The 12,485-nt window shown below is 44.4% G+C and carries 13 protein-coding genes and 1 pseudogene; 6 read left to right on the plus strand and 8 right to left on the minus strand.

Annotated elements, in window-relative coordinates:
• Window positions 1-152: 152 nt before the first annotated feature.
• From Q0K92_RS04710 to Q0K92_RS04725, 4 genes are all read left to right on the plus strand, one after another.
• On the plus strand, window positions 153-2,060 hold the full coding sequence (locus tag Q0K92_RS04710; protein ID WP_297324653.1) for a PAS domain-containing protein: 1,908 nt from the start codon (window positions 153-155) through the stop codon (window positions 2,058-2,060).
• Window positions 2,061-2,069: 9 nt separating this feature from the next.
• On the plus strand, window positions 2,070-2,744 hold the full coding sequence (locus tag Q0K92_RS04715; protein WP_297324654.1) for a response regulator transcription factor: 675 nt from the start codon (window positions 2,070-2,072) through the stop codon (window positions 2,742-2,744).
• Window positions 2,745-2,944: 200 nt separating this feature from the next.
• A complete protein-coding gene (locus tag Q0K92_RS04720; RefSeq protein WP_297324655.1) occupies window positions 2,945-3,754 on the plus strand; it encodes a methane monooxygenase/ammonia monooxygenase subunit C in 810 nt (269 codons plus the stop codon).
• Window positions 3,755-3,882: 128 nt separating this feature from the next.
• Window positions 3,883-4,434, plus strand: coding sequence for a hypothetical protein (locus Q0K92_RS04725; RefSeq protein ID WP_297324656.1), 552 nt, complete (start codon window positions 3,883-3,885; stop codon window positions 4,432-4,434).
• A 268-nt stretch (window positions 4,435-4,702) separates the two neighbouring features.
• Here the strand turns inward: Q0K92_RS04725 and Q0K92_RS04730 are convergent.
• A pseudogene (locus tag Q0K92_RS04730) lies at window positions 4,703-5,250 on the minus strand (YMGG-like glycine zipper-containing protein).
• Window positions 5,251-5,266: 16 nt separating this feature from the next.
• Entirely contained in the window at window positions 5,267-5,707 is a 441-nt protein-coding gene (locus tag Q0K92_RS04735; protein WP_297324657.1) for a hypothetical protein, read from the minus strand.
• A 359-nt stretch (window positions 5,708-6,066) separates the two neighbouring features.
• Between Q0K92_RS04735 and Q0K92_RS04740 the strand changes: the two genes are divergently transcribed.
• Both Q0K92_RS04740 and Q0K92_RS04745 read left to right on the plus strand, forming a co-directional pair.
• Complete coding sequence (locus tag Q0K92_RS04740; RefSeq protein ID WP_297324658.1) at window positions 6,067-7,104, plus strand: retropepsin-like aspartic protease; 1,038 nt, start codon at window positions 6,067-6,069, stop codon at window positions 7,102-7,104.
• 92 nt (window positions 7,105-7,196) lie between these two features.
• Entirely contained in the window at window positions 7,197-8,012 is an 816-nt protein-coding gene (locus Q0K92_RS04745) for an integrase core domain-containing protein (protein WP_297324659.1), read from the plus strand.
• 178 nt (window positions 8,013-8,190) lie between these two features.
• Here Q0K92_RS04745 and Q0K92_RS04750 read toward each other — a convergent pair whose 3' ends face one another.
• From Q0K92_RS04750 to Q0K92_RS04775, 6 genes are all read right to left on the minus strand, one after another.
• Window positions 8,191-8,571 (minus strand): hypothetical protein, encoded by a 381-nt coding sequence (locus tag Q0K92_RS04750; protein ID WP_297324660.1) that lies wholly within the window; start codon window positions 8,569-8,571, stop codon window positions 8,191-8,193.
• Window positions 8,572-8,603: 32 nt separating this feature from the next.
• Complete coding sequence (locus Q0K92_RS04755) at window positions 8,604-9,044, minus strand: YaiI/YqxD family protein (protein WP_297324661.1); 441 nt, start codon at window positions 9,042-9,044, stop codon at window positions 8,604-8,606.
• A gap of 30 nt (window positions 9,045-9,074) precedes the next feature.
• The gene (gene pgsA / locus Q0K92_RS04760) at window positions 9,075-9,659 is read right to left on the minus strand and encodes a CDP-diacylglycerol--glycerol-3-phosphate 3-phosphatidyltransferase (RefSeq protein ID WP_297324662.1); all 585 of its coding nucleotides are present in this window, start codon (window positions 9,657-9,659) and stop codon (window positions 9,075-9,077) included.
• A gap of 105 nt (window positions 9,660-9,764) precedes the next feature.
• A complete protein-coding gene (uvrC, locus tag Q0K92_RS04765; RefSeq protein WP_297324663.1) occupies window positions 9,765-11,582 on the minus strand; it encodes an excinuclease ABC subunit UvrC in 1,818 nt (605 codons plus the stop codon).
• Between the two features lie 5 nt (window positions 11,583-11,587).
• Complete coding sequence (locus Q0K92_RS04770; protein ID WP_297324664.1) at window positions 11,588-11,776, minus strand: 4-oxalocrotonate tautomerase family protein; 189 nt, start codon at window positions 11,774-11,776, stop codon at window positions 11,588-11,590.
• Window positions 11,777-11,812: 36 nt separating this feature from the next.
• Complete coding sequence (locus Q0K92_RS04775) at window positions 11,813-12,484, minus strand: uracil-DNA glycosylase (RefSeq protein ID WP_297324665.1); 672 nt, start codon at window positions 12,482-12,484, stop codon at window positions 11,813-11,815.
• Window position 12,485 lies beyond the last annotated feature (1 nt).

Raw genomic sequence — 12,485 nt, forward strand, 5'->3', positions numbered from 1 at the left:
TTCTTTAGAATTTCTCTCTCGAACTCAGTATCGCACTGTAAGATCATAGTGTGGAATGACATCAGGATTAGCAGAAAACCGTTAGCAATCAATTTACTGTCTAATAGCTTTGAGTCTAGAAACTATCAACCCAGGACATAGCACAACCTTACATGTTTTCCGAACCTGACTTTGATCTGACAACTTTCGATTCGCCGGAATCCCAGCAAAAGCGGTTTTGCCTTCTCGGCAAAATAGCAGAAATCGGCGATTGGTCTTACATTCTCAAAACAAATATTACGACCTGGTCGGAATATCTCTATGATTTTTATGAGTTAGATAAAAGCTTTCATTGCTCAATCCTACTTGAAGGCACTCATTTCTACAGAGAGTCCGAAAAAGAAAAAATGCGCGCATTGATCGAGCATGCCACTTCAGCAAAAACAAAGTGTACTGAAGAATTTATGATTGTGATGCACGATGGCAGGCTTAAATGGCACGCCACCACCATCTATCCCATGCTTGATGAGCACAGAGACTTAGTCGGTTTATACGGTGTTTTACAAAATATCTCTCAGAAAAAGCAAACAGAAGAACATAAAAAGAAAGAGCACCTTCTCTACAATTATATACTGGATAGATTGCCTACCGAATTGGTCGTGCTGAATAAGGAAGGCCGTTATATTTATGCCAATGATGCAGCCATTAAATGCAGAGAACGCTGTAGCATGATAACTGGAATGAATCATGGTGAATATAATGTTCCCGGGAATTGGATTTCTGCTGCTGAATCAAGACACAATGCAGTGATGAAAGAATGCATGGTGCATAAAAAACCGGTTACTTTTGAAGAAAAGCTCACCGATTCTGAGGGCACAGAACGAACCTATATGCGCAACATGTATCCTCTGTTGGATGAAAACGGGGATGCGGAGTTTCTGATCAGATACGGTGTGGATATCAGCGCTAGAAAAAAAAGCGAACTGGATTTGCAGCGCATGGCCTTTGTTGCTGAAAAAACCAATGGCATCGTCATGATCACCGATCATGAAAAAAAAATTATATGGGTGAATAATAGCTTTGAAAGAATCCTGGGATATCGATCCGAAGAGGTCGTAGGGTTTGATCCGGCAGATTTTCTCCAGGGTCCAGAAACTTCTATCGAAACAATCCGGGAAATCGCTTGCTCGCTGCAGAATACAGGGACATTCTCCGGTGAAATTCTGAATTACACCAAGAGTGGTAACAAGATCTGGCTCTATCTCGATATCGCTGCAGTCTATGACGATGCCGGTAAATTGATCAATTACGTGGCTGTTGAGAATGATATTACGCTGATAAAAATGGCAGAGCAGCGACACCAAAAAGCCATGGAAAAAGAACGTGAACTGAATCGTTTTAAAACCCAGTTCGTCAGCCTGGCCTCACACCAGTTCCGCACACCGCTTGCCACCATTCGTTCCAGCATCGATCTACTGGATCTAAAAATGGAATCAATCGATCTCAGTCCTTCTTTTGTGGAGTTCTTTCAGAAACACAAAGCTGTCATGGCTGAAGAAACGATCCGCATGACGGAACTCATGGAAAACATTCTGGATATCGGGCGAATTGACGAAGGAAAAATAGAATTATGCAAGAAGAATCTACCGTTCAGGCGGTTCATGGATGAATTTGTCGAGTCTAATGCTGAACCCAATGGACAACAGAGAAAACTCAATTACCAGTTTGATACATCAGACCGCATCATTAGTGTTGATGAAATTCTGCTACGGAATGTTTTGCGCAATATCGTGTCAAACGCTTTTAAATATTCTGCAGGCAAACCAGCGCCCGACCTGATGGTTACTTTCCATGACAGTGCGTATTTAATAACGATCAAGGACTATGGCATCGGTATCCCGGAAAAAGACCAGCCATTCCTGTTTCAATCGTTTTTCAGAGCATCAAATGCCAAGATTTTTCCTGGCAGCGGGCTTGGACTCATGATCGCCAAGAAATTAATCATGATACACGGTGGAAACATCAGCTTTGAAAGTACAGTCGGCAATGGTTGCACAGTAACGATTCAATTACCCCTATAAGTGACAACGATGAATAACTCACTGATTCTTGTCATAGAAGACGAAAAAGCATTGCGTGAAAACATATCTGACATTATTGCGCATTACGGTTTTCACGTCATCAGCGCGCCTGCCGGTGAGGAAGGCGTCCAAATGGCGATGGAACATACGCCGGATATCATCATTTGCGATATTATGTTGCCGGGAATAGACGGTTTTGACGTGTTCTCTCGAATAAAACAAATACCGCAACTACCGCCCACCGCATTTATATTCCTTACCGCGAAATCGACTCGTTCCGATACGCGTACAGGGATGGATATGGGGGCCGATGACTATCTGACCAAGCCATTTACCAAGGAAGAATTGATCAACAGTATAAAAGCACGGCTTGAGAAACTGTCAAAAACCAATAGGTACCGCTCGGAACAGGATGCATTAATTGAGGCGACATTTGATAAAATCACGAACCTCACCAAAGCGGAACGCAGAGTACTGAATCAGATAGCCGAAGGTTTCACCACCCCACAAATTGCCCAAAAGTTATTTGTGAGCAAAAAAACGATAGAAAATCACCGCGTCAACATCTCGAGAAAACTGGATCTGAGCGGACCCAATAGCCTGATCAGTTTTGCATTGCGGCTAAAAGCACAGAAACCAGGCAATCAGTTTCCGGATGATCTGGCGTCGACCTCAGCACACTGAACTTCTTTATCAGCAACCAAAGATCCATAGAAAACAGGTTGTGATTATAAAAATGAGTGGATCCACTCATTGTAAAAGAATAGTAACCGGCTATTCTTAATCTCGTAGAAAAGGGTTTATGGAAACATTACATAGAAAATGACGGATGTTTTGATAAACCTTGATACTGCGTTACTTAACTCAACAAATGGAGGACTATGATGGCAACAACATACGGCACAACTAGCGCAAGTTCGAGCGCAAGCTATGACATGTCGTTGTGGTACGACTCGAAGTACTACAAACTGGGCATGATAACGATGCTGCTGGTAGCGATATTTTGGATCTGGTACCAAAGGACATTTGCATATTCACACGGCATGGACTCGATGGAACCGGAATTTGACAAAGTGTGGATGGGACTGTGGCGAGTACACATGACACTGATGCCTTTATTTGCATTGATCACCTGGGGTTGGATACTGAAGACCCGCGACACCAAAGAACAATTAGATAACCTCGATCCGAAATTAGAAATCAAACGTTATTTTTACTGGATGATGTGGCTGGGCGTGTATCTGTTTGGTGTTTACTGGGGCGGAAGCTTCTTTACCGAACAAGATGCATCATGGCACCAAGTGATTATTCGTGACACCAGCTTCACGCCAAGTCACGTTGTGGTGTTTTACGGTTCATTCCCGATGTACATCGTATGTGGCGTAGCATCATACCTGTACGCGACGACCCGTCTGCCACTGTATAGCCGCGGCACATCATTCCCGCTGGTAATGGCAATTGCAGGCCCATTGATGATTCTGCCAAACGTAGGATTGAACGAATGGGGTCATGCCTTCTGGTTCATGGAAGAATTGTTCAGTGCACCATTGCATTGGGGCTTTGTGATTCTGGGCTGGGCAGGATTGTTTTCAGGTGGTATTGCAGCACAGATCATCACCCGTTACTCGAACCTGACCGACGTTATCTGGAATAACCAAAGCAAAGAAATTCTCAATAACCGGATTGTTCCTTAATCTCATCAGATATTGATGGCAATATTTCCCATGGCCTGCGCACTCACAGGTCATGGGTTAATAGGCTGTTGAAAAAGAATAAAGACACTCAATAAACTACTAATCAATAAGTGTAGGAGGTTCATATAATGAGGCAAGAAATAAAAATATGGGTTTCAGTCGCTATACTTTTCGTAGCACTTCATTCCGGCTTAGTCGCCGCTCATGGCAAAGTATCCTTGGAATCCGATGTTTGTGTGCGCAATGTATCTGGGAGCATGGTGCATTTGAGTACCTACCAGCCACAAAACGATCCGGAAGCCGAATATTGCACAGAAATCCCTAAAGAAGGTGAAACCCTGTGGGTTCTTGATTTAGTTGATCAAGCATTACGCGACATGCCTGTGGGTATAAAAATAGTAAGAGGCAGTGGCAAAGCCTTAAGTGACACGGTGGCATCTTTGTATTCAACGAATCACTCGGATGGCGTCATTAAAGGGGAATTCAATCTGGACGAAGGGCAATATACATTGCTCGTTACAGGAGAAGGCGTACCCCCTCTGCACTATGAGTATCCACTACGAGTACAAATGACTAATTATCAAGAAACTTTTTTTACTGCTGTACCCTACATCATTACACTACTGTTACTTGCTTTGTTTACCGATAAGTTACTGAAACGAAGACGGATGCAACAATAATCATGCTCTTTACTATTCGCCATCCTGATGTCTTTATTTTGAGAGAGATTTAATAATCTCGCTTAGTAGGAAAACTATCTGCGTTGCTGCTACGGTGTTAAAAACAGGCTCAGAATGCTCATTTATTACGCATAAACTGCACTTTCTCACCTGTTTATGCCTGGTATCGACTGCCTCGAAAACATTTTTTCAACAGCCTGTTAGCACGTTAGCGCTCCAGATAAAATTCGGTGACTTGCTATCTTCTGATAACAAGCCACCGAATAAATTATCTTGGCGGTGGTGACGGTGGATTGCCAGGTGGCGGTGGTGGAGGAACAAAACTTGCGGGTGGCGCTGAAGTTCTTCTCGCTACACCTCTATTACCCGATGAATCATTAGTAATTCTGCCATCGACCGGGACACGATGCCCCTTGGCGTACATGCATTGAATATAGCTAAAATCGTAGCGTTGCTGACTGGCATATCCTGACGTTGATGCGGCACTTGATCCAACCAGAGCCCCCCCATTAACAAACCTGTCCCAGCACCAATAGCGGCCCCATGCCCGCCTCCAATAGCCGCACCTGCAGCAGCACCAAGTCCTGCTCCGATAACCGCACTTTCTACACCGCTCGCCCGTGATGCTTGCCGAGGTGTATTGCCACCTACTTGTTCATAAGCATACTGCCGGCATTCATACTCGTCTGAACGAAATTGATCAAAGCTTTTGCCAGAACCAGGCAAGGTCATAACACTTGGACCTGATGGAATATGCACACACGCAGTTAATAGGCCGGCAATTAGTAAAATCAAGAAATTTCTTATGACTAACATGTTTTACCTCTTTGGATTATTGTGCAGGCGGCTGAGGAGCAACCTGTAACCAACCGCCCGGGCAGCTTTTGACATACGGGTAATAGCCCTCAGGATTCTGGCAATAGTGCCAATAATTGACTTGTGGTTGGACCGGCCTAGGTTGCTCTTGTTGAATGTAAACCGGCGGCGTTACAGGCACGACAACAGTTTGTGGGTAACTATAATACGGTCTGTAAAAGAATGGATCATAACCATAAGAACGGTAACCGTAAGAACCAGGGCCGTAGAAACCAGAACCATAAAAACCTGAGCCATAGAAGCCCGAACCATAAAAACCAGGATAATACCCGCCCACGCTAATACCTAAGTTTAAATGACTATGTCTGTGACCATGCCCACCACGCGCCCACGCAGCATTACTTAAGGCCAGAGCAGATATAATTATTATCAAATACAACAACTTACGATTTATCATATCAACTCCATTTAGCGTTAGCCACGTAGTACAAACGTAATGAGGATTGGAATTAGTGGGTCTCAATCCACCCAATTAACATGATTTAAACTTCACCACTTTTAAGATTGTATTGCTTGCAAGATGAATAAAAGCTGAACGCTACAAATTCTTGCCACTACTTGCAATGTAGCTATGCCATCAACAATAACAAGAAGAAGCTTGGTAAGAACTATAGGAAATAACATCACATTTTCTCAAGTCGAAAGTAGTAATAACCGTAAAAATTATAATTTTTATCAACGAATTTGCCATCACATATTGAATGAAATGATATTTGAACATCGCAAAACCATTAGTACGACTATATGAGAAAATAAATGGACGCACAGGATAAGGATTACAGTTATGCAAACAGTAGTAATGATAAGGCGACTCATAAAGAACAGGATCCTGCCATAGACAACTTACCGCAAGAGTCGTGGAAGACCTTAATCAAAAACGTGCTTTCGTGGATTATCCTGATTTTGATCTTTCTGGCGATTTTTAGTCATTATAGACCTCTGCAACACCCTCATGCTCAACTGATAAACAATGCACTGGTTCCAATAGCCAAAACCAACAATTGCGGATCACTACCACCCCACGGATCAGCTTATATGATTGACCCATCAGTAATGAGACGTACTGATGTGCTTTACTCCGGATTGGAAATTCAAAATAACTACAGTTACCCGATGGTGATAATATTATCGGATCCTGCAATAACCAAACGATTCCTGGCAGCATCCATCTTTTCTGGTAATACCATCCAGATCAGCGTACCGGTAGGTCAATATGGCATGCAAGTTTTAGTGGGATCGAACTGGTGTAACCTGGAAACGGGGTTTTCTGATGGCGCAAATATTTCAGTATCAGGTGGAATCTCAATCAATGCCGGTTCCACGACCCTGATGCAATTTAGCGGCTCAGGACTTGATCCCGTTCAATTAGCTCTTGCTTATAGCATCGTGCGGACCAGTCCTGAAGAAATTAAGCAGCCATCTGAAGTCATAAGCTTCGGCAAACTTGAGTTGCAACAAACACGCGACGGACATTATTTCAGCTCCGGAACTGTCAACGGCTCCCCCGTCGTGTTCATGATCGACACTGGAGCAACCATCGTATCAATCTCATCAGAAATTGCATCACAAGCAGGCATAAAAAAATGCTCTCCTCGTCTTGTGTCGACTGCAAATGGTAAAGTAAGTGCCTGTGCTGCAACTGCTGCAGAAATCACCTTTGGTTCATTCAAGCTTACTAACGTTGACGTGAATATCATGCCCGATATGCCCGGAAGTTCTTTGCTGGGGATGAATGTGTTACGCAATTTCCATATCGAGCAAATTGATAAGGTCATGCGAATTTCTTCGCACTAATTTATATCATCGTTCTGTTATATCTCCCAATCTACGCTATTAATGTGTAAGAATCACTAGCGTTGTTTACAGTATTTGGGAGAATACTGTAAATGAACATACATAAACGCACCCGATTAACTTTATTGGATCGTCAGGAAATCTGGCGGCTATATCAAACCCGGCTATGGAAGGTAGCGCATTTGGCGGAGCGCTTCCACGTCAGCCGTCCAACGATTTATGACGTACTGAAACGCGCGAGACTCCAGGAATTTACTCCGCGTGACAGTACCAACCAGCGGTTTAAAACATTGCAGTACGGTCTCAAGCGCCTGGCCAAGGTCGAGCAGACCATCCAGGAACGTCTCAAGCGCGCTGCCAAGCGCTATAACAAATCTTACCCGGGCGAGCTTGTTCATTTCGATACCAAGCGACTCCCCTTATTGAAAGGGCAATCCGCCAATAAACCTCGCGAATATCTGTTTGTGGCCATTGATGACTTCTCCAGGGAGCTGTATGCCGATATTTTTCCCGATAAAACTCAGCACAGCGCAGCTAGCTTTCTCATAAACACTGTTATTGCCCAATGTCCGTATCAGATCGACTGCGCTTATTCCGATAACGGTACGGAATTTAAAGGGACTGACGGTCATGCTTTCGGCAAAGCTTGCAGGCAACACGGTATCGGCCAGAAGTTTACCCGCATCAATCGTCCCCAAACCAACGGTAAAGCCGAGAGAGTCATCCGCACCCTGATGGATATGTGGCACAGCCAGATTTCCTTTAAAGACTGCGCCGATCGGCGCATTCAGCTTTCCCGTTTCATTAACTTCTACAATACCGTAAAGCCCCATAAGAGTTTGAATAATGCAACCCCTTATGAAATACTCAACGCTTATTTTAATCAACCTCTCTGTAAACAACCCTGAGATTTCTTACAATTAATGCGTTGCACCAACCACTTGCGGTATGCAAATATCAGATCAATTGCGCAACCAGAATTTCTTCTGTTAATTCCCAATAATGCTGTATCAGTACATTTAGTCCGATCCAGAAACAAAAAAAGCCAAGCCGAGAATACGGTCAATTCCCATTAAATCCTGACGTTTAGTGGCCTTTCTTGTTTTTCTTATTTTTTTCGTCTTCCTCATCTTCTAATACTGGATCAGTCTCTTCGTCTTCGATATCAACTAACTCGCCATTTTTATCGACTGTTACCCAGATTTTCTTGCCATCAGTTTTTTTGACTCGGGCTAAGTAAATAATAGTCTTATTTTTCTTTCCCTTATCAGTCATTAAGATGATATGCTCTTTCTTAACCTTCAAGATTTCCCCACCCTGTGTGTGCTCAGTGATTATCTGTTGAGCTTTGGGTGGTACCTCAGACCATTCAACTTTTCCTTCTTCTTTAGATTTAGAACCGGCGTAACTTGCCGTTGGCAGTGCCAAGGTTATCAATAAAAAAAGTGCGAGTACTTTAATATTCATTATCATTTTCCTATTAATTTGCATCGAAATAATTAAATTAACATTAATTTATCCAGTTGACCAGCAAACATTTTACGATCATTCTGGCTCAACGTAGACAAACCGCCGGTATCTACTCCACTGGCACGCAGACTCTCCATAAAATCTCTCATACTCAGTCTCGCGCCAATATTTTCCTTAGTATATAACTCACCACGAGGACTCAGCACGCGACCTTGTTTTTTTATGACCTCGGCTGCCAGAGGAATATCACTGGTGATGACAAGATCCCCCGCGTCCATCCTTCTTATAATTTCGTTATCAACCACATCAAACCCGGGCTCCACCTGATACATCCGAACAAACTGCGATGGCGGTATATAAATAGGGTGATTAGCAATCAGTATCAAATGTCGCTTGGTTCTTTCGGCAACTCTAAACAAAATTTCCTTGATCACCACAGGGCATGCATCCGCATCAACCCAGATTTTCATTATTTATCACTTGAATTAAATATGTAATCATCAGGAACTCTTGGTTTCATCCTTCAGCACTTGCGGCATGGCGGCTTTCAAATAATAGAACATAGACCAGAGCGTCAACACGGCAGCAATATAAATGAGCCAGGTACCGATTTCTTGCGCATTGAAATTCTCGCCGATATTTTCGTGATACAACAACAAAGGGATCGCGATCATTTGTGATGTGGTTTTGATTTTACCCAGGAATGATACTGCAACACTTTTTGATTGACCGATTTGCGCCATCCACTCGCGCAATGCTGACACCGTAATCTCGCGCCCAATGATGATTAAAGCGATCGGCGCATCCAGCCGCCCGAGGTATACCAAGACGATCAACGCCGCAGAGACCATCAGTTTATCCGCTACCGGATCAAGAAATGCGCCAAATGCGGATGTCTGATTTAGAACGCGCGCCAGATAACCGTCCAACCAATCTGTAACGGCTGCGCCAGCAAAAATCAGGGTGGCAATTAAATTCTGATTGACGGGAGATAACCAGGAGTGCGGAAAATAAAAAATACCGACAAATAACGGTATGGCAAGTATTCGCAACCATGTTAATAAATTAGGTAGATTGTAAGGCATATAATCGTAGCTAGAACTGAGTGATTAAAAGGGTATCCATTTAGATAGGTGCTTAGGATTCGAAAAAATACAGAATTGTATAATCGACAATACAATAATTGATATTTAATGTAATTCTTTATATATTTTCTCGGCTAGCTTCCGGCTTATTCCCTCTGTTTGTTGTAATTCCTCAATGCTTGCGGTCAGAACCCCTTTCAATCCGCCGAACCGGCCTAGCAGACGTTGCCTGCGTTTAGCGCCGACACCGCTGATATCTTCAAGGCTGGAACTGGTTCTGGCTTTACCACGCCTGCTGCGATGCCCCTGAATGGCAAAGCGGTGCGCTTCGTCACGGATCTGCTGTATCAAGTGTAACGCAGCATGTTCACTCGGCAATTGTAACGGCTTTTCCAGTGCGGGAGAAATCAATTGCTCCAATCCAGGCTTGCGTTCTTCGCCTTTGGCCACACCCAGTAAATTGGCATCGGCAATACCGAGTTCCTGCAAGGCTTCCTGCGCTGCGGCAACTTGCCCTTTGCCGCCGTCGATCAGAATCAAGTCCGGCAATTGCCCTTCGCCACTCATCACCTTTTGATAGCGCCGGGAAAGTGCTTCCCGCATAGCAGCATAATCATCACCGGGCGTAATGCCTTCGATGTTATAGCGGCGGTACTCATTATTGCGCATGGCAAAATGATCATACACAACGCAAGATGCAACTGTCGCTTCACCCATGGTATGACTGATGTCGAAACATTCGATGCGATTCAAACCGGGCATCTGTAATTCCTGTTGCAATGCCAGCAGCCGCTTTTCCTGACTGGCTTGCCGACTCATCATTTGCTTGAGTGCCAATCGCGCATTTTCAGTCGCCATATCGAGCCATGCACGTTTCTCACCCACGGGATGTAATTGAATGGTAATTTTATGGCCGCATTGCTCGGTTAATAATTGCTGCAGCGTTTCCCCCTCGATTTTTTCACCCAGAATGATCAGCGGTGGCGCACTTCGATTCAAATAATGTTGCGCCAGGAATGCTTCAACCACATCGGCCGGGGTGTAATCATCCGCATTTTGCGGAAAAAAACTCTTGTCCCCCAAATGCCGCCCTCCCCTGATCATTGCCAGGTTAACGCACACTTTTCCGGAACCATCCGGCATGAGTGCGCACGCAACGACATCGGCATCCAGCGCTTTCCCGCTATCGACAAACTGCTTCTCACGAATTCTGCGCAACGCTTGCGTTTGATCCCGCAATACCGCAGCCTGCTCATATTCCATCTGCGCTGCAGCCTGTTGCATCTTAGTGGCAATCACTTCCATGACTTCGGTCTGCTTACCTTGTAAAAACAATTCAGCGTTTTTGACATCCGTCTGATACGCCTGCTGGTTAATCTGACCAACGCAGGGACCACTACAGCGTTTGATTTGAAACAACAAACACGGGCGGGTACGGTTACTAAAAACGCTATCCTCGCAGGTACGCAGGCGGAATATTTTTTGCAAGAATTGTATGCTCTCGCGCACAATGCCGGCATTCGGATAAGGGCCAAAGTACTGATGCGTTTTATCCAGCACGCCACGATAAAACCCTAAGCGAGGAAAATCATGCCCGCTCAGAATCACGTAAGGATAGGATTTATCGTCCCTGAAAATGATGTTGTAGCGCGGCTTCAGGCTTTTGATTAAATTATTTTCAAGTAACAGCGCTTCGGCTTCAGAGCGGGTAACCGTCGTTTCAATACCGGTCACTTGCGAAATCATCAGCTGTATTCTGGGACCCAGATTGCTTTTCTGAAAATAGGAAGAGACGCGTTTTTTGAGATTGATTGCCTTGCCGACATAGATCACTTCGCCTTTGGCGTTTATCATGCGATAAACGCCCGGCTGAAGCGGCAGATTGACGCAGAATTCCTTGGCGTTAAAGCCGGTACTCAACAAATTGCTTAATCCTCCTTGCCGAGTAATTTTCCTGCAATCGCCCAGTTTTCGTCGGGAATCTCATCAAAACTGATATAGGTGTAGGATTTTGGTTTTTTAGCGATACGCTCCAACGTGTCGCACAATTCTGTAGCAATTTGCTGTTTTTGTTCGCGTGTTAACGTTCCAGCCACACGGATATTGACATAAGGCATATACATTTTCTCCTTTATTTTTTAGTTACTGTCTTGTTATTTGATAGCAGCAGCGATTTCATCAAACACCTGCTCAAACATTTCCGTTGTGAGGCGTTTGGTTTGTGTATTGTAGCGGCTGCAATGGTAGCTGTCATAGAGTTTCAGACCATTTCCCAGCGGCAAATGATGCACCGCACCGTGACCGAACGGATAATCTTTCAATTTAAGCTGTAAACTCATCAATGTCGCCTGATGCGCAACCGTTCCCAATGCGAGTACTGCCATGCCATCATGCTGTACAAATTCGTTTATCTCTGCTGTCAGATAGTGATTACACTGCCTGATTTCTTGCGGCATGGGTTTGTTTTCCGGTGGCAAACACTTGACTGCATTGGTGATGCGACATCCCAACAATTGCAATCCGTCATCCGCTGCCACAGACTCCGGTCGGGTAGCAAAACCAAATTGATGCAATGTCCGGTACAGTAGAATTCCTGCATAATCACCGGTAAATGGCCGGCCTGTCCGATTGGCGCCGTGCATGCCGGGTGCCAGACCGATAATCAACAGCTTGGGATTGATATCACCAAAAGCACTGACTGGTCGCGCATGATAATCTGGATGCTTGGTTTTCACCGACTGCAAAAATCCGGCCAAGCGTGGGCATTGCGTACAATCAAGTGTATTCAAATTGTCGCATTGCTGCGTTAAAGCATTATGGGGCATT

Origin of the sequence: Nitrosomonas sp. (genome assembly GCF_024282095.1) — a bacterium.
In the GTDB taxonomy this organism is placed as follows: Bacteria; Pseudomonadota; Gammaproteobacteria; order Burkholderiales; family Nitrosomonadaceae; genus Nitrosomonas.